13 protein-coding genes are annotated in these 18,750 nt (G+C 53.0%); 7 read left to right on the top strand and 6 right to left on the bottom strand.

Translation table 11 applies throughout. The annotated features are described in order from the left end of the window. Nucleotides 1–14: 14 nt before the first annotated feature. From Afil_RS05335 to Afil_RS05320, 4 genes are all read right to left on the bottom strand, one after another. Nucleotides 15–4,355 carry a PolC-type DNA polymerase III gene (locus Afil_RS05335; protein ID WP_230267533.1) on the bottom strand — a complete coding sequence of 1,447 codons (4,341 nt, stop codon included), beginning with the start codon at nucleotides 4,353–4,355 and terminating at the stop codon, nucleotides 15–17. Then, a complete protein-coding gene (gene rnc, locus Afil_RS05330) occupies nucleotides 4,355–5,041 on the bottom strand; it encodes a ribonuclease III (protein WP_230267532.1) in 687 nt (228 codons plus the stop codon). Before rnc ends, Afil_RS05335 begins: the two co-directional genes overlap by 1 nt. A gap of 331 nt (nucleotides 5,042–5,372) precedes the next feature. Further along, nucleotides 5,373–5,882, bottom strand: coding sequence for a pantetheine-phosphate adenylyltransferase (coaD, locus tag Afil_RS05325; RefSeq protein ID WP_230267531.1), 510 nt, complete (start codon nucleotides 5,880–5,882; stop codon nucleotides 5,373–5,375). A gap of 162 nt (nucleotides 5,883–6,044) precedes the next feature. After that, nucleotides 6,045–7,547 (bottom strand): FtsW/RodA/SpoVE family cell cycle protein, encoded by a 1,503-nt coding sequence (locus Afil_RS05320; RefSeq protein ID WP_230267530.1) that lies wholly within the window; start codon nucleotides 7,545–7,547, stop codon nucleotides 6,045–6,047. 122 nt (nucleotides 7,548–7,669) lie between these two features. Between Afil_RS05320 and def the strand changes: the two genes are divergently transcribed. The 4 genes from def to Afil_RS05300 all read left to right on the top strand — a co-directional run bounded on the left by def (nucleotide 7,670) and on the right by Afil_RS05300 (nucleotide 12,515). Then, complete coding sequence (gene def / locus Afil_RS05315) at nucleotides 7,670–8,215, top strand: peptide deformylase (protein WP_230267529.1); 546 nt, start codon at nucleotides 7,670–7,672, stop codon at nucleotides 8,213–8,215. 215 nt (nucleotides 8,216–8,430) lie between these two features. Then, nucleotides 8,431–8,895: a hypothetical protein gene (locus Afil_RS05310; protein ID WP_230267528.1), complete on the top strand. Its 465-nt coding sequence runs from the start codon at nucleotides 8,431–8,433 to the stop codon at nucleotides 8,893–8,895. Between the two features lie 183 nt (nucleotides 8,896–9,078). Beyond that, nucleotides 9,079–11,145 carry a ribonuclease J gene (locus Afil_RS05305; protein WP_255658232.1) on the top strand — a complete coding sequence of 689 codons (2,067 nt, stop codon included), beginning with the start codon at nucleotides 9,079–9,081 and terminating at the stop codon, nucleotides 11,143–11,145. Between the two features lie 278 nt (nucleotides 11,146–11,423). Next, the gene (locus tag Afil_RS05300) at nucleotides 11,424–12,515 is read left to right on the top strand and encodes a metallophosphoesterase (protein ID WP_230267527.1); all 1,092 of its coding nucleotides are present in this window, start codon (nucleotides 11,424–11,426) and stop codon (nucleotides 12,513–12,515) included. 167 nt (nucleotides 12,516–12,682) lie between these two features. Here Afil_RS05300 and Afil_RS05295 read toward each other — a convergent pair whose 3' ends face one another. Together Afil_RS05295 and Afil_RS05290 are read right to left on the bottom strand one after the other, a co-directional pair. Further along, on the bottom strand, nucleotides 12,683–14,050 hold the full coding sequence (locus Afil_RS05295) for a DHHW family protein (protein WP_230267526.1): 1,368 nt from the start codon (nucleotides 14,048–14,050) through the stop codon (nucleotides 12,683–12,685). A 53-nt stretch (nucleotides 14,051–14,103) separates the two neighbouring features. Continuing rightward, on the bottom strand, nucleotides 14,104–15,525 hold the full coding sequence (locus tag Afil_RS05290; RefSeq protein WP_230267525.1) for an MBOAT family O-acyltransferase: 1,422 nt from the start codon (nucleotides 15,523–15,525) through the stop codon (nucleotides 14,104–14,106). 1,033 nt (nucleotides 15,526–16,558) lie between these two features. Here Afil_RS05290 and Afil_RS05285 point away from each other — a divergent pair. Genes Afil_RS05285 through Afil_RS05275 form a run of 3 tightly spaced genes read left to right on the top strand, consistent with a single transcriptional unit; the run spans nucleotide 16,559 to nucleotide 18,692 of the window. After that, nucleotides 16,559–17,329, top strand: coding sequence for a beta/alpha barrel domain-containing protein (locus Afil_RS05285; protein ID WP_230267524.1), 771 nt, complete (start codon nucleotides 16,559–16,561; stop codon nucleotides 17,327–17,329). Next, a complete protein-coding gene (locus Afil_RS05280) occupies nucleotides 17,323–17,862 on the top strand; it encodes a YqeG family HAD IIIA-type phosphatase (protein ID WP_230267523.1) in 540 nt (179 codons plus the stop codon). The genes Afil_RS05285 and Afil_RS05280 overlap by 7 nt, the downstream gene beginning before the upstream one ends. Then, entirely contained in the window at nucleotides 17,859–18,692 is an 834-nt protein-coding gene (locus Afil_RS05275; protein WP_230267522.1) for a VanW family protein, read from the top strand. The genes Afil_RS05280 and Afil_RS05275 overlap by 4 nt, the downstream gene beginning before the upstream one ends. The last annotated feature ends 58 nt before the right edge of the window (nucleotides 18,693–18,750 follow it).

The following is an 18,750-nucleotide window of genomic DNA, read 5'->3' as shown; positions in this document are numbered from 1 at the left end:
GGATAAAACCGGATTTAGAACAGCGTCAGCTGATCCTGTTCGGCGAGTCCTTCGAGGGCGCCGAGGTAATCGAGGCGTTCAATCAGCGTTTTGGAAAGGCCTGTACGGCGGAGCAGATCTTCCTTGGAAATAAACGGACGTTCTTCTCTTGCCTGTACGATCGAGCGGGCTACGTTTTCACCCAGCGAGTCGACGGCCGAGAACGGCGGAATGATTGCGTGATCGTCATCGGGATCGAAGATGTATTCGGTTGCGTGCGAACGGGTAATGGACAGCGGCGAAATGCGGTAGCCGCGCATGTACATTTCATACGCCAGCTCGAGCGTGTCGTACAGATCTTCTTCCTTCTTTTCCAGTTTGCGGGTTTTCTGCTGGCGAATGCTTTCGATTTCAAACATCTTTTTTTCCACGGCGGTCAGACCGCTGGTCATGACCGCCAGATCGGTGGCATCGGCACGGATGGAGAAAAACTGGCAGTAGTACGCCCGCGGGATGTGAACTTTAAACCAGGCGATGCGCACCGCCATCATAACGTAGGCAACGGCATGCGCCTTCGGGAACATGTACTTAATCTTATGGCACGAATCGAGATACCAGTCCGGAACGTTGTGCTCGTGCATGAGCTCTTCCCATTCCGGCTTGAGGCCTTTTCCCTTTCGCACGCTTTCCATGATTTTGAAGCTGTCGGCGGAAGGCAGACCGTAGCGGATGAGATCAACCATGATGTCGTCCCGGCATCCAATAACCTGACGCAGGGTACATGTACCGTTGTCGATCAGATCCTTGGCGTTGTTCAGCCAGACGTTCGTACCGTGAGACAGACCCGAAATGGAAACCAGCTCGGCGAAAGTCGTCGGCCGGGTCAGTTCGAGAATGCCGCGAACAAACGGCGTACCAAATTCCGGCAGACCGGCCGCGCCGGTCGTTTCCTTGTAGCGGGTAGTATCGAGGCCGAGCGCGTCGCAGCAGGAGAACACCGACATCGTCGCCGGGTCGTTCATCGGAATCGTGCGGACATCGACCCCGGTCAGCCGTTCCATCATTTTCATGGCGGTCGGGTCAACGTGGCCGAGAATATCGAACTTCAGAATGTTGTCGTGAATCTGGTGGAAGTCGAAATGCGTTGTTTTCCACTCCGCATACGGATTGTTGGCCGGATACTGCACTGGCGTGAAGTCGTGCACGTCCATATCGAGCGGTACGACGACGATGCCCCCTGGATGCTGGCCGGTCGTCCGCTTGACGCCGGCGCATTCCTGGGCAAGGTCCGTTCGCTTGTATTCCGAAAACGGGTGGTCTTCCATGTGCATTTCTTCTTCGTACCCTTTGACGTAGCCGTAGGCGGTTTTTTCCTGCACGGTACCTACGGTTCCGGCACGGAAGACGTGGTCTTCTCCGAAAATGGTTTTGGTAAAGGCGTGGGCGTTTGGCTGATATTCGCCGGAGAAGTTCAGGTCAATATCCGGAACCTTGTCGCCGTGGAAGCCCAGGAACGTTTCAAACGGAATGTCCTGGCCGTCGCCTTTCATCGGGGTGCCGCATTCCGGACAGTTCTTGTCCGGCAAGTCGAATCCAGAATGGATATTCGGATCTTCGATCCATTCGAGATGCTTGCACTTTGGACACAGGTAGTGCGGCTTGAGCGGGTTTACCTCGGTAATGCCGGACATCGTCGCGACGAAGGACGAACCGACCGATCCTCGCGAACCGACCAGATAGCCGTCTTCGTTGCTCTTTTTCACGAGCAGATGCGAGATGTAGTAAACCACGTAGTAGCCGGCACCGATGATCGCGTCGAGCTCGCGGGTCAGCCGGGCTTCGACCGGTTCGGGCAGCGGCGTGCCGTACCATTCGGCCGCCGTCTGCATGCAGATGTCGCGCAGCTTCTGATCCGAGCCTTCCATGGCTGGCGGATACAGCCGGTCCTTGATCGGAAACAGCTCTTCGCACTGCGCGGCCAGTTTTTTCGGATTGTCGAGAACGATTTCATGGCGCAGCCTGTCGTCCACCCAGTCAAAGGCATCGAGCATCTGGCGCGTATTGAGAAACGCCTGATCCGGAGCGGAAGTGCGCAGACGCAGCGATTCATCGCGGATGTAGAGCGGATGACGGGTAGCGCCGGCCAGTTTGGAGTTGATAAAGATGTCCCGAACGCGTTTAAGTCTTGGCGACACGTAATGGCAGTCGCCGGACGCAATGACCGGAACGCCGCATTTCTGACCGCCATCGAGAATGAACGTCAGAATCTGCTTCAGTTCGTCCACACCGTGAATGGTCTGGCTGTCGAGCAGGTTTTTATACACGGGAAGCGGCTGCACTTCGAGATAGTCGTAAAAACCGATCGCGTCGCAAAGTTCCTTTTCGCTGCGCGTATGGGCCAGATCGAAAATTTCGCCGTTCTGGCAGCTCGATCCAAAGAGCAGGTTTCGCTTGCCGTGGTATTCCTGCAGGATGCGTCTTGGGATGCGCGGCTCGCCGGTAACGTTGGTGGAGTTCGGATTGTATTTGAGATATTTCGTATGCGAGAGCGTAATCAGTTCAAACAGTTCCTTCAGGCCCTGCTTGTTTTTCGCATAGACGGTGACGTGATAGGCAAAGTTTTTGCGCAGAGCGCTTGTCGGATCGGGATGGGCGATCGATTCGAGCGTGGCGTCCATGCCCCAGTCGCGAAGCAGGTACAGGAAAACCAGGCTCAGAACTTCGGCATCGTAGTCGGCACGGTGCGCGCCTTCGCCGTCATAGCTGACGTCGTAATGGCGGCAGAGCGCGCCCAGACGGTAGCTGCGCAGTTCGAACATGGCGCGCGCTGCCGGCAGGGTATCGATGACCGGGTTGTCGAATTCCGGCTTGCCGAGTTCTCTGGCGGCCGCGTTCAGCATGCCGTAGTCAAACTTCGCGTTATGGGCAACCAGAATCGCGTCGCCGATGAAGGCGCGGATGTCATCAAAAACCTCTTCCATCGGTTTCGCGTCATCGACATCCGACTGACGAATGCGGGTCAGTTCGGTAATGGATGCCGGGATCTGGCGCTTCGGGTTAATGAACATCTGGCGGCGGTCAATGATTTCGCCGTTTTTCATTTTGACGGCACCAAATTCAATGATCTTGTCGAGGCGGCTGGAGAGACCCGTCGTCTCCAGGTCGAATACAACGTATTCCGCTTCATCGAGACGCTGATCACGCAGGTTCCAGGCGACGGTGTATTCGTCGTCGACCATCGTCATCTCGCATCCGTACAGCATTTTGAATTCGCGCTCCGGCGCTTTTTTCTTCAGGGCTTCGATTTTGTGCTGGGCCATCGGGAACGCCTGCACGACGTTATGGTCGCAGAGGCCGATCGCTTCCATGCCCCAGTCCCAGGCCTGCTGAATGTACGATTCGATCGGGCTGACGCCGTCCATTTCCGAGAACGTGGAATGAACGTGCCATTCGATGCGCTTTTCCGGTTCCTGGTCGAGAATGCGCGGGGCGCTGATTTCTTCGATCGTGCGGATCCGGAACGCCATGCCGTGCTTGTAGTTGTCGTAAGCGAGCGAGCCGACGATGCGCAGATACTGGCCGACGTGATACGACTCCATCATCTCGAGCGTCATCGAGCGGCTTTCAAACGTCTTGCAGAACATGGCGTCGTCATCGTCGGACAAATACAGCTCGAGCAGTTTGGAGCCGCCTTTGAGTTCACGCACTTCGACGGCGAACACGCGGCCTTCGATCGCCACGTTATCCATGCCTTCTTCGAGTTCACGGATCGCGACTTTTTCCGCCTGAGAGGCCGGGCGGCGGCGCCAGGATGACTTGCCACCGTTCTGGGGAGTTTCCGGACGGGGCTGCGGTTTATGCGCGGGCATCTGGACCGCTACGCTGGGGACGGCTTCTTCTTCGTACGTCCGCTCGCGCAAAACCCCTTCAACGGCGCACGAAAAGCCGATCTTTTTGAGTTCGTCTTCGAGCGTCGCCTTACTGGCTTCGATGGCGTCCTGCGCATCCGGCGTGTAGACGGTATAGGAAAGCGTGCCGTCTTCTTTCATGGACGGCGTATGGTCGCCGAAAACTTTCAGATCGCGGTTTCTGGAAACGAGATCGCGCAGATACGGTTCCATCAGCACGAGATTGACTTCGCTCGATTCGGGTTCAAAGCCAAGGAAAATATCGGTATGCAAAGCGAGCTTCAGATCGTGGACGACAGCGCTGTAAAGACGGAAAGGCGGAATTCGATCCACCTTCCAGTACATTTCCAGTTTTTTTGTCTTCGAATGGAAGCAGGGCGTCTTGCAGAGCGACGCCTGTTCCAGAAACGATCCAAGTTCTTCTTCGAACGCGACATCCCCCAGCAGTTCAAGGACGCGCACTCCCATCAGCAGGCCAGCTTTCCAAGCGCTTCTTTGGCCGCTTTCTGTTCTGCGCGCTTTTTCGAACTGCTTTCGCCTTCGCCCATGCAGATGTCATCCAGGAACACGCCCATGCGGAATTTCGGAGCGTTGGACGGTCCGCTTTCTTCGAGCAGACGATACTGAATCGTCTGGCGGTTATTATCGGTCTGCACATATTCCTGCAGCTGTGTCTTGAAGTCGGTGACATCATCCGGCTTCTTCGCCGTAATGAGCGGCTTCATGTATTCATCGAGAATATCCTTGGCCGCATCGTAGCCAAGATCGAGGTAAATGGCGCCCATGCAGGCTTCAAACTGGTCCGCGAGAATGGACGGTTTATGGCGGCCACCGTTTTTCTCTTCGCCATGACCGAGGCGAAGAAATTCGTACCAGCCCAGCTGCTTGTTCAGACGGGCGAGCGCGCTTTCGCAGACGGTCTGCGCGCGGATCATCGACATTTTTCCTTCGTTGAGCGGCGGAACCATGTTGAACAGCGTATCGGAGCTCCAGATCTGCAGCACCGCATCGCCCATGAATTCCAGACGTTCGTTGCATTCGACATCGGTGTCGTTTTCGTTGATATACGAGGAATGCGTACACGCCTCATAGTAGAGTTTCAGATTGTGCGGTTCATAGCCGCGTTCTCGAACCCAGTCGGTCAGTGTTCTCATTCGGGATGCTCCTTTCAGTCAAGCCGCATATTTGTGCGGCATATTTTATTTTGGGATTTTGTAAAATGCACAAAGTTTCTTCTTTATACAATAGGTGCTTTCGAAAAATCTGCCGGCTGCATGCACGGCCGACAGGAAGAAACAGCGATCATGGACCGCTGTGAAGATTCATTTCAATTTTAATGGAAAAAACAGAAAGAACAGAAGGCACTGAACTGAGTGTAGCGAGTTTTGAGGCGCATCGCAAAGTGCGAAAGCCTGCAGCTTGCACGCCCATTTTGTCGGAGGACAAATGGACCTCGTTTTTGTACCCCGATTTGTCCGGCGGTTTCTATCCGATCTGGAGGTCCGAATTGGCCGATTGCGAATGCGCCAGTTCGGGCTGAAGTGCTTCGAATACGCAGCGCGGAACCATCGATTCAATGCTCTGATGGTATTTCAGAAACTCGCGCACCGTCGTCGAGGAAATCATCGAATACGCCGGATCGCCAAGCAGAAAGACGGTGTCCATTCCTGAATCCAGTTTTGTGTTGGCCCAGGCGTTGGCCGCTTCCCCTTCGTAATCGGAAGGATTGCGCATCGAGCGGATCAGCACATTGGCCCCCGCTGCTTTGGCGCTCTCCACCGTCAGTCCGGGGCAGAGCTCAACACGGACATTTTTCAGATCCGCGCAAATGGCTTTGAGCAGTTCCACGCGCCGTTCGGGTTCGAGCAGATTGTGCTTGAGGGAGTTGGAAGCGACCAGAACGATCACTTCTTCAAAAACCGCCGCGGCGCGGCGAATCGTATCTTCATGCCCTACGGTAGGCGGATCAAACGATCCGGCAAAGGCTCCGATCATACGCGTATCCTTTCCGGGGTCTGGAATGATTTTCCCAGACCGCCTTCTTATCGATTCGAGTTGCTTATCTTCTATTCGATTTTCGTATCTATTAATTTTTGTCTAAATGGCGCTGCGGCTGCGCCGCTCACCGTCTCGTGCCGAGCACAGATTGCGCCCTGCCTAGCGCGTTCTCTTTTTCCGGCTGCGTGTTCCCGCGTTTCTTCCTCTTGAAGTTCCGGTTTTCGCCGCAGGCGAATCGTGCGTGACACTCCGTCGTACCGAACGCGCGTGAAGCACGCCGCTCGTGCGTTCCGGCTCAGTGTACGCAAATTCCTGTCCAGCTGTCTCGCCCATACCTATCATCGCCTGCAGCTGCAGATCGTCTTCGAGCGCGCGGGCTGCAAGCGCGGCCTGTTCGGCTTCTTTTTGCGCTTCGATTTCCTGTTCGATCTGAATCTGACTGATCGCGTAAAAATCGAGACCGAGTACAATACCGACCGCAAGCAGAGCGGAACCGCCGGCCGAAATAAAGAGCAGCGGCACGCCGGTCATTGGAATCAGCGTGCTGACGCCGCCGATGTTGATGAAGAAGTGGAGCAGGAAATACGCTGCCGAGCACAGCAGCATGACTTTAAACTGCGGCTTTGCGGTCGCCAGAGCCCAGTGGAGCAGACGCCACAGAAGAATGCAGTAGCAGACCGTAATCAGAAGCAGACCGAAAAAGCCGAACTCTTCAATGACAATCGCGAGGATGTAGTCGGATTCCGCCTGCGTCAGAAAGCCGTATTTACGAACCGAACCGCCAAAGCCGCGGCCGAAAAATCCGGCATCGCCCAGAGAATACAGCGCGTTGGCCGGCTGATACCCTTCAAAATGAATATTGATATAAGGATTTTTCATATTCTCGATTCGAACGGCGATGTGGCGAAGCAGCGGGACGTTTCGAAACAGCGTCACAAACCAGTCCGAAAAGTAAATGCCGACGAGCAGCAGAAGAAGCACCACAAACAGAAAGATCACGATATAGCGCTGTACTTTCGTCAGATCCGCATCCGCCGTCGCCAGCAGGCCGACCAGACCGATGCCCAGCGTGATGATCAGCGAACCAAAGTCTTTCTGCGCGCCCCCGATAAAGAACACACTGATCAGAAGCAGAAAAAGCGGCAGAAAGAATCGCTGTCCAAACGGAATGGGTTCCGAATGTTTTTTCCCGGCGTTTCGTGCAGAAGACGCCAGAAGCAAAATGAGCAGCGGCTTGCCAAATTCCGATGGCTGTATCGTGAGAGGCCCAAGACGAAGCCACGCCTTCGAACCGTTCACGTCAATACCGACAAGCTGAACCGCAAACAGCAGGAGGATATAGAACAGACACAGAAATATTTGCGTTTTGGCATTGAAGAGCTTCATCCAGTCAAACTTGCGGGAGATGAAGACCATAGCTCCCCAGGATACGACCACAAATCCAATCTGTTTGAGGATTTCCTGAACGTAGGAACGCGTCATGCCCACGGTCGTTCCCTGTTTGGAACTGAGGACCATCATGGATCCAAAAATCATCAGAACAATAACGGCTCCCATCAGCCAGCGATCGCTGCCGCCGGCGGGTACGAGCCAGTCTTTTATATCAAACTTCCCCTTTTTTCTGCCTTTGGCAGAAGATGGGGAAACCGTTGTTGAATTCATTGGAGTTACTCCCCCTTAAATGGACTTTCATTTTATCATACCGTCAGGACACCGGCTCTTGCGCATTTGAAAGGGCCATAGAAAACCATTAGAATACCGTTTAGGAAACGGAGGGCATAAATATGGTACTTTCCAATGATTCCATTATTCACGATGATCAGCCCGAAATCCGCTCGCTGTCGGCGGATGTCGAGCTTCCGCTCAGCGAGGAAGACCGCGAACTGTTATTCGCGATGCATCGCTACGTAAAAGACAGTCAGGATGAAGAACTGTGCGAGAAAAACAATCTCTCGCCCGCTGTCGGCATTGCGGCCATTCAGGTCGGCGTTCCCAAGAAAATGATCGCCGTTGTCGTCGACGCGGATGACGGCACGACCCTCGAATGGGCGCTCGCCAATCCAAAAATCATTTCCCGCTCCAAGATGATGACGTGTCTGCCGGACGGCGAAGGATGCCTGTCCGTGCCGGAAGCCCATCCAGGAAAAATCTTCCGCTACGACCGGGTCAAAGTGCGCGGCTACGATCTGCTCACCGACCGCAACGTGGTCATTCAGGCAACCGGTTATGCGGCGATCGTGCTCCAGCACGAAATCGATCATCTGTCGGGCATTCTCTACTACGATCATTTAAACGATCCCGCACCGGCAGCCTATACCGTTGTGGAATAAGTTAAACAGAAACGATGAAGCCTCCGCGCCGATGCAGAGCCCGTCAAATTTCGAAAACCGTCTTTTCCAGGAGTATTCTGTCGATCAGAGTACTCTTTTTTCATTGCCGCCGTCCTCCTTACTTTCTCCTTCCTCTCCCCTTACGGGCACTGTGCTCGACTGCAAATTCCCTCTTTCTGGCTTTTTCTGGACCGACGGGGAGGCAGCGTCTTTGCATGCGAGAACATCCATTTCATAACAGCCCTTGTCGAAAAACACTTCAGGTTGTCTTTCCTGTCCGGATCGTGAGCGATAATTCTATAAAAGCAATGATTCTGTGCAACAATATCCAAAGATTTCCAGAAGACCGGCCGGACCGGTTTCTTTCTGCGTGGGAAAACAGGAAGACCGGATCGGAAATATGGTCTGGAAAAAAACCGTTTAGGAAGATGAAAGAACCGGCGATCAAACAGGCGATAAGAAGAGGAATCCAAAAACGCTTTTCTTCTTTTAGTAAATCTTTCGTCAGTCCGGCAAGCGGCTGCCCTTATGCTAAAATAGAAGATAAGAAGCGGCATACTGAAGAGAACCCCTCTTCCCTGCCCGCACGCTGCGCGCACGCCTGCAGGACTGAACCCCCTGCCTGCGCATTTTCAGTATTCACCCCAGTTGATCAGGATCGAATCCTCCCGTCTTTTTAAGCAGACGGGAAATCTTTTCCTTTCTTTTCCGGCTGCTGCCCTGCCCTTTCGTCCTTTCTTTTGGTTTCCATATTTTATGGATACCAGAGTGAATGAAACCGGCTGGAGCGCAGAACCTTCGAATACTCCCCCTGACGGCTAAGACTTAGCCCCGTTTTAGAAAGGATCTGTTCTACCATTCCAATGAACGAAAAACCAGTTAACAACACGTCAACTGCGGCTGCTCCTTCTTCTGCAGAACGCGCCCCAAAGGCGCCTGCAGCGCAGAAGAAACCGGCACCCCGCAGCACTTCTGCGCCCCGATCGAATAATCCGGCGCATCACAAATCTTCCGGCCATTCCGGAAACAGCCGCAATTCAAAAGGTGTCGGCAAGCCTTTTGTCCACTCCCCTGTCCCCGCCATCGGCAGTCCGTCCACTCGAACGAAAGTTCTCCCGACGGATACGCAGATTTACGCGCTTGGCGGACTGGGCGAAGTCGGCAAGAACATGTACTGCTACGAACAGGGCAATGAAATCGCCATCGTCGACTGCGGCGTCCTGTTCCCGGATGATGATCTGTTAGGCGTTGACTACGTCATCCCGGATTATCACCACCTCATCCGCAATAATAACAAGCGAAAAATCCTTGTCATTACCCACGGTCACGAAGACCATATCGGCGGCATTCCCTTTCTGATCAAGCAAGTCAACATCGATGCCATTTACGCACCGCGCTTCGCGAAAGCCCTCATTGAGAAAAAGCTTTCCGAACACAAGGACGCGCCGAAAGTTCCAATTATTGAAATCAACGAAAACTCGGCCATCAAGACCAAGTACTTCAACATCGGCTTCTTCAACACGATCCACTCCATTCCGGATTCGCTCGGCGTCATGATCACCACGCCAAACGGCACGATCGTTCACACCGGCGACTTCAAGTTCGACCTGACCCCGATCGGTCAGAACGCGGACTACCAGAAAATGGCGTACATCGGCGCGCTCAAGCCGGATCTGCTCATGTCGGATTCCACCAACTCTGGCGTCGACGGCTTCTCCATTTCGGAAAAGGACGTTTCCAACGAAATTCTGCGCATTATGGCCAGCACACCGCACCGTATGATCGTCGCGACGTTCGCATCCAACGTTTACCGTGTGGCTCAGATTATTGAAGCCGCGCTCAAAACCGGACGCAAAGTGGCTGTCTTTGGCCGCTCGATGGAAAATGTAGTCGACATCGGACGCAAAATGGGTGTTATCAAAATCCGCAACGAAGATCTTCTGTCTCCAGAAGAACTGCGCACCACCCCCGATAACAAAATCTGCATTCTCTGCACCGGAAGCCAGGGCGAACCGCTCGCCGCGCTCAGCCGCATCGTCAACGGTACCCACCGCTTCATTCACCTGAAACCGACCGATACCGTCGTCTTCTCGTCCAACCCGATTCCAGGCAACGACGCTTCCGTAAACAAGATTGTCGACAAGCTGTTCCGCTCCGGCGCAACGGTTCTGAACAAATCCGTGCTCAACAACCTGCATACGACCGGCCACGCGTCCAAGCAGGAGCAGAAGCTGATGATGCAGCTGATCAAGCCGCGTTACTTCATGCCGATTCACGGCGAACACAAAATGTTAATGCAGCATCGTCAGTCCGCCATGGAACTTGGCATTCCGGAATCGAACATTTTCGTCTGCGCCAACGGCGACGTTCTGCTGCTGCGCAACCACGAAGTGATCCAGTCCGACTGGCGTTACCAGGGTGACGACATTTACGTCGACGGCAACGACATTTCCGGTCTTTCTACCGCGGTTCTCAAAGACCGCCGCATCCTGGCCGACAACGGTCTGGTGGCTGTCATCGTTCCGATCGATTCCAGCGCCAACAAGCTGCTGGCAAGACCTGTTATCGTCAGCCGCGGCTTCGTCTTCCTGAAAGACGCGCAGGCGCTGCTCAAGGAAGCCGAATTCATCGTTTCGACCAACCTGCAGGCCCGACTGAAAGAAAGAACGACGTTCGCGGACATCAAAAACTGCATCCGTTCTTCTCTGGAGCCTTTCCTCTATAAAAAGACGCACCGCAACCCGATCGTTATTCCGGTTATTCTGAACTCCAAGAAAGCCATGGAAGAACTCGCCGCGCAGCATCGTGCAAGACAGCAGGCCAGAAAAAACGCCGGTCATACCCAGACCCATGCCGCAGTGCACGGATCCAGATCGGCGGAAAACAAACCTGCACCCGCCGCCAAACCGGCTTCGCAGGAAAACAGCTGATCGAGAGAATCCAGCCCTCGGTTTTAGCCGATCCACAAATTCATTCTGATTTTTACCAGGCGGTCTGCACAGACCGCCTTTTCCATACCTCTGAAGCTTTTCTTCTCCGCATCGTTTCGATCTGGAGCAGGAATCCCGGTCCCGGTCCGTCTAGTCCAGCCGGTCACGCGCCGCCCGCGGGAACACTGCTCGAAAAAGAAAGAGGATATCTCTATGGAAGCCAATGATTTATAATAGATTGTCCATGAACCCATTTTTTAGGCGAAAGGAGCAGGATTATGGCCAGACGAACCGCGCATCGCGTACATTCCCGAAAAAGAAGACAGCCTTTGTGGCTGACAATTTCCATGTGGGTGATCGGCATTGCCGTATTCTGCATGACCTGCCTGACCCTGACCCTTTACAACGGCATTTTCGTTGCCCCCTACCAGGTGCACTCGAACTTTTCGCAAATCCGTTCGACGAAAATTCCCGCCTCTCTGAACCAGCTTTCGATCGTCTATCTGAGTGACATCGAATACGGCGAGAATTTCCCCGTTGAAAAAGGCGATAAACTCTTTGATGAAATCGCCTCTCTGGATCCGGACGTTCTGCTGATCGGCGGCGATCTCTTCTCGAAAAATGCGGAAGTCAGCGGTGAAATGCGCGATCAGATGGTGAACTGGATCAGCCGCGTCGAAGCGCCGAGCGGAAAATTCGCCGTCTATGGCGAACAGGATCAGACGTCCATGAACCGTCTTCTCGAAGTCAATGACGTCTACGGTCGAAGCCAGGTCGAAATGCTCGACAACGCTTCGGTTCTTCTTTCCAACGGTTCGGGCAGCGGCATTCGCCTCGCCGGTCTGGGCCTGCAGCCCGACCCGGAAGCGATTGCGTCCACCATTCCCGGCGACACGTATTGTCTGATGCTTTCCCACTTCCCCGACAATTTGCTTGCGGTACAAAATTCTTCGCTTCGTCCCGATCTTGCGCTTTGCGGAAACTCCCACGGATCGCAGGTGAAATGGCCGATTTTCGGCAATTACCGGACGGTGGAAGGCAGCACCCAGATCAACCGATCCAAGTCTCAGAAGCTTTCTTTCCCGTACACCATTTCCAGCGGCATCGGCTGCGTGGATGTTCCCGCCAAAATCAATTCCCCCGTCGAATATTCTTACTTCACGCTCGTCTCCGGCTCCAAAGCCGACGACAATGCTCCAGCGCAGGCGCCGCTGCTCACATCCAGTTTGCAAAGCGATGCCTCTTCTCAAACCGACGCACCTGCAGAAGATGCGCAGTCCGGTACGGATCAGCCTATGGAGGGCGAAACTCCATCTGCGGAAACTGAAATGCCAGTGGAGAATCCAGAAGCCGCTCCTGCGGAAAACTAAGGGATACAGCCAATCCGGATTGACAAGAAATCCATTTTTTCTGTTTTTGGAGAGACTCTTCGCAGACTTCTCTCATCCGGTTCAGCCGCTTTGAGCCAAATACAAACTCGACCCTTGAAAAAGGCCAGTCCGTTTTGATTCGGACTGGCCTTTCGCTATTTTGAAAATTAGTGGAGCTTTTCGTCGATGGCAGCTGCCAGTGTGGTGGTGTTGGCCAGCTGGATGTTGTTGACGACGATCAGATCGGTGATGTTGTTTTCCTTGCAGAAGGTTACAAAGTTGCCTTCCGCATAGCGTTCATCCATCGCATAGACTTTGTCGTAGTTGTTGACGATCCAGGGGACGAACGCACATCCGTAGGATTCGGAGATGACCAGGGCGGAACTGCCGTCGTTGATTTCGTTGTTGTCGATTTCAATGAAGGGCTGGTCGCCGGCGATAAAGCGCATGTAATGGTTGTACTGGTCGATGGCTTCGGACGTATTTACGACTTGCGCATCGTAGTACTGATCGCTGTTGGGGTTGCCAAAGTCGCCGGTGAATACTTTCATGGTGTTGCCGCCTTTGGGCACCCAGGCTTCAAACGTATCGGGTGTGAACGTAGCGGTCGGCACCATGCCGGTATAGGAACCGGTGAACGGATAGTATTCGAGACGTTCGAGTTCATCCTTGTTCACAGGCTCGATCCCTTTGACTTTGCAGAAGTTGAGATAGGCATAATAGGCGCCAAGCTGTGTCCAGTGATGGTCGGTACGGAAATAGAGCGGTTCGGAAGAATGTTCCTTCAGGATGTCGTACGTGCCAACGGGTTTGACCAGATCGTTGTAGCGGGAATAGAAGTATTCAATGCCCTGTTTGGCATCGGAACCGGAGAGCTTTTTGTACGTTTCGTCATCGAGCATGATCGAGGCGTTTACCGGAGCGAGAATCGAGTAGACGTTGGTGATCCCTTTCAGCTCCTCCGCTGCGCGGTTGAGAGCGGAAGTATACGTATCGCAGGCTTCCTGTACAAAGTAGAAGCCGCCATAGGCGCCGCCGTCTTTAATCAGCAGACCTTCCATGATGGAGTCTTCAATATCGGCGGCCAGCTGATTGGTTTCCGGCGCTTCAGTGCGCTTTTCAAACTGGCTGTCGGCGGACTGTCCCTGTTCGCTGCTCGCGGCGCTGGAACTGGCTTTTTCCTTGCCGCCGATCTCATCGGCAGTGACATTGCCGCCAATGACCATCTCGTTTTGCGGAATGCCTTTGAGCTTCTGAAGGTCGTTGTTCATCGCAACGAGCTTTTCGCGGCCAGGATAGCTGTCCGCGTACCACGTGGAAATCTGCGAAAACCAGGATCCATCCATAAAGGAGGTCAGGCTGAACGTCGGAAACGGGGTCAGATCGCGCTTTTCGATCGCGGAAGTATTGGGACGCAGCGGCAGCAGCAGTCCGTTGATCGTCCCGATGGCCATGCAAAGACAGAACAGGGCCACCGCCAGCGCTCTCGAATAATAAAGAATTTTTCGCTGCTTTCTGGAAAATCGTTTTTTCATATCAATCTTTCTAGGAAGCGGAAAGACCGCTTCACACGACTTGGGTTAACGGATCAGAACTGGAAATACAGGAACGGGTTATAGGCGTTGCCGATAAGCGCAAGCACGGATATAGCAAGCAGGAACAGCGGCAGAGCGACCTGTTCAATGGAATAGAGGGCGAAGCCGACGGAATTATTGCTGGCCCAAACCGAAAACAGACGTTCGATCCAGACGCTCAGCGTCGTGCATCCAATCATGCAGGCGGCGATGAGGAAAATATTGGAAAGGAAGACGGACCATACGGACCAGCTGAAGAAGCCGGCACCGTTCAGTCCAAACAGACCTTTGAATGCCAGAAGCAGCGTGTTCGCATCTTCAAAGCGGAAGATCACCGTTCCTAAGAGGACTACGGATAAGGTATACAGGCGGTTCCAGCCGTTGGGAATCCGCTGACGAATGACAAAGCGTTCGAGCAGCAGGAAGCAGAGGTAGTAAAGGCCCCACAGAACATAGTTCCAGGAGGCACCATGCCACAGACCGGTCAGAAACCAGACGACGATCATATTGCGTACGTAAATGAGAGTACCGCCGCGGCTTCCGCCAAGCGGGATGTACACATAATCCCGGAAGAACGAAGACAGGGAAATGTGCCAGCGTCTCCAGAAATCCTGAACGGTAACGGCCATGTACGGATAGTTGAAGTTTTCCAGATAATGGAAACCGACCATGCGGCCCATGCCGATCGCCATGTCGGAATAGGCGGAAAAGTCGAGATACAGCTGGAGCGTAAAGGCCAGCGCGCCGATCCAGACGCCAAGCACCGGCGTTGCGGCCAGCGTCTGCGCGTTGGTAGACATCAGCTGATCGGCGACCTGTGCGATGCCGTTGGCAAGAATGGCTTTTTTGGCCAGACCGATGCTGAAGCGGCGAATGCCGGCGTACACATCGTTCATCGTGACGGAACGATGTTCGATTTCATCGGCTACGGTTTTGTAGCGAACGATCGGTCCGGCGATGCACTGATGAAACAGCGAAGAATACAGAAGCAGGCGCGCGTAGTTTCGCTGAGCCTTCACTTCTCCGCGGTACACATCAATGACATAGGACAGAAGCTGGAACGTATAAAAGGAAATGCCGATCGGCAAAACGATTTGCGCGACGTGTTCTGGAAAGCCGGTGAGCGCCTGCATAGTAGAGCCGATAAAGCCGGTGTATTTGAAAATGGCGAGCAGCCCGAGCAGGGCGACGCATTCCACCGTCATCCAGAATTTCTTTTTCTTTTTGCTTTTGAGATTTCCGATTCGCAGGGCGCACACCCAGCTGATCGCGGTTTCTCCTAATAAAAGGAGAAGATACATCGGACCGCCCCAGGAATAGAAGATCAGTGACGATACGAGCAGAACGGTATTCTGATAGCGTTTGGGAACGCACAAGTAAATGCCCATGCTGATCGAGAGAAAAGCAAAGACGAATAACAGACTGGAAAAAACCATAGTACCCTTCCTGTTCAAAACGGATCCGCCGTCCAGTTTTCCGGATGCCGGAAAAGAATCCTGGTCGGACTGCCGTATTTTTCTGTTCTATACAAATTGGATTTCGTTTCGGGCAAAGCGGCGATTCGAACTCGATTCCAACACCAAAAGGATATTGATCAGACCCGGACAGATTCTGGACGGATCTCGAAGAGACAAATTTGGAAAACCGAAACGCTTCCATGCGCTGTGCGATCCGTTTTAGCCTCTTTTGCTGACCCCTTTGAGCGTCCGTTTAAAAGCGTCAAAAAAAACGGACAAATCTATCCCGATTTCTGAAAATCAATTTGTATTTTCCATAACTCAGTTTGAAAAGAAGACACAGAAAAGCTTTTCTGAGCGGCTGTGCTCCGCTTTGATTTCGACCGATTTCTGTCGATATTCAAGCGTACGCAAGCCCAAAATCAGCCGGTGTCCTCTTTTTGCCCTAATACCATACCACCTTACAAACGTCCCGGACAGAGCGCGCTGAATCGCTCGTGCGCTGGAAAGAAGAAACATCAAAATATGCGAGGTCCAATCCAATTTATCTTGATCGTCAAAATTGTCTATTCTTCGACTGCAGCGCTTCGATTGGCGGCGAGAAGATCCCAAGTTTGGGTTCCTTGTCTGGCTCTGTCTCCTGCCGTTTAAAGATGCGGCTGAACTGACTTTCCAAAACGTAAGCGGATCCCCGAAAATCGCGTATTTCCCGATAGAGAAAGCTCTTCTGAATGGTTCTTTCCTGCTTGATCCCAAGACGATCCCTGGTTTTTGCAGGAGCTCTTTCTGTACAGGGCTGGAAAAATGATTTATTTTTGAAGATTGTAAGAGGTTCTATACATTTTTCATCTGTACAAAGAGCCTGTTTTTTTCCATTTTGTCTACCCCTATTGTCTAAAACCGGTTGTCTAAAGCCTATGGGATCGGGATCTTCTCGATTCCAGCGGCTGACCGTTCTATAGATTTATGGATACGGATCTGAATCCGTCTCAACGCAGAAAGGAGCTCCTGAATGGAAGATTTTCCCCAGCTGATTGTCATGCTTACGCATAACGATTTGACCATTCCCGACGCAGAGGCTGTCTTTGAACAGTGCAGAAACAGCCCCGCGGCATGGTTTGGCTTTAAAGAAGAACCGCTGCCGCTTGAACAGATGAAGGCACTGTGTCATCGCATGAAAGACTGCGGCAAGCACACGGCGCTTGAAGTCGTCGCCTACAGCGAAGAAGAAGGACTCGAAGGCGCCCTTCTTGCCGTGGAATGCGGCTTTGAAATGATGATGGGTACGAAGTACTCGCCGGCCATTCACGCCATCTGCAAAAAAGCGGGTCTGAAGTACATGCCTTTTGTCGGAAGAGTGGAAGAGCGGCCTTCCATTTTATATGGAAGCGCCCTGGAGATGCTTGAAGAAGCCAGAGCCCTGGCCGAAGCCGGCGTGGACGGCATCGATCTGCTTGGCTATCGAAGTCCCGAAGATGCAGACTTGCTGATTCGTGAATTCGTCGCCCATTGCCCGCTTCCGGTATGCGTTGCGGGAAGCATTAACGATTATGGCCGTCTCGACACGCTGCGCGCTTGCAGGCCCTGGGCCTTTACGATCGGCAGCGCCTTTTTCGAAAATCATTTTGGCGGCCCGATCAATGAGCAGATTGAAACGGTCTGCCAGTATATGCAGACGCCTTTGACAAACACGGAGAATACTGGGGATACGGCACGCCCGGCAGCGAAAGACAAATCTGCAGAAGACAGGGCGGCTGAAACGAAAAAGGAGACGACATGCTAGAAAAGTATTATCCGTATGAATACGTCCCCTCGGTTTTTGCGATCGATTATGAAAAGCTCTACGCTCAGGGCATTCGCGGGCTGATTTTTGATCTCGACAATACGCTCGTTCATCATGGCGCTCCATCCACACCCGAAGTGGACGGGCTGTTTGCCAGACTGCATCAGCTCGGCTTTCAGACGCTGATCCTCTCGGATAACAGCGAAGAGCGTATTCTGGATTTTCTGAAAAATATCGATTCGCCATACGTTGCCGAAGCGGGCAAGCCCGATCCCGCTGCCTGCCGGAAGTCCCTGGAGATGCTGAATCTGAAGGCGGATCAGGCCGTAGTCATCGGCGATCAGATTTTCAAGGATATTGTCTGTGCCAATGGTGCAGGTATCCCCAGTATTCTGGTCCACTACATTACCGTTCCGGGACAGAAGATCGGAAAAACCCGCTATGTAGAAGCCGCTCTTCTGAAACTGTTTCAAAACGGCCGATACGATCATCGGCTAGGTCATATCCGTCTGAAGAAAGGAGAACAGGCATGAGTGAGCGCAGACCTCTTTCCGAACGCTATCCGTTTTTATGGCAGCTGTCGGTAAACAAAGGCATTCTGGTTCGTAACATACAGGACCTGGTCTCGAAAGAAACCATCTCCAGAACACGGCAGGAGGAACCGCTTCCGTATGTGGTGGCTTCCTATTCCGTTCCCATGATGAAAAAGGGACCGGGAATCGATCCCGTCACGCAGGAAAACAAAGCAGTCAATGTCCACATCGCTTCCAGCAAGCTGACCGGCATGATCATTCATCCAGGCGAAACCTTCTCCTTCTGGAAAACCGTCGGTTCCATTTCTCGTAAGAAAGGCTACCGTGAAGGACGTGTCATTAAGGACAACCGTCTGATCGTGGATGTGGGCGGCGGTCTGTGCAATCTGGCCAACGTGATCTGCAACGCGGTTTTACGCAGTCCTTTAACCATTACCGAATTCCACCAGCATTCCGATGCGCTGGCGTGCGATCTCGACCATCGCATTCCCATGGCCAACGGAACCTCGGTTGCCTACAACTATGTGGACTACCGTTTCAAAAACGAAACGGATGCGGATTTCCAGCTGGTGATCATCTGCCCGGACGACACCCTGACGGCGGAACTTCGCAGCATCCATCCATTTGATCAGACTTATCGCATCACGGAAGACGATCATCATTTTGAAAAAGAAGGCGATACCTATTACCGCATCAGCAAAATTTATAAGGAAGTCTGCGATGCTGACGGTTATCTCCTAAACCGCGAGCTGATCTGGAACAACCATTCCAAGGTCATGTTTGATCCATCCATGATTCCTGAAGACATGATTCGCACCTCCGAAAAATAATGGCTCTACGAAAATATTTGTGGGATCCTCCGAGCCAATGTCTTCATATAGAAAATAA

The sequence above is a fragment of the Allobaculum fili genome, assembly GCF_020969955.1.
Classification (GTDB): domain Bacteria; phylum Bacillota_I; class Bacilli_A; order Erysipelotrichales; family Erysipelotrichaceae; genus Allobaculum; species Allobaculum fili.
This window is presented reverse-complemented; position numbering and strand designations above follow the sequence as displayed.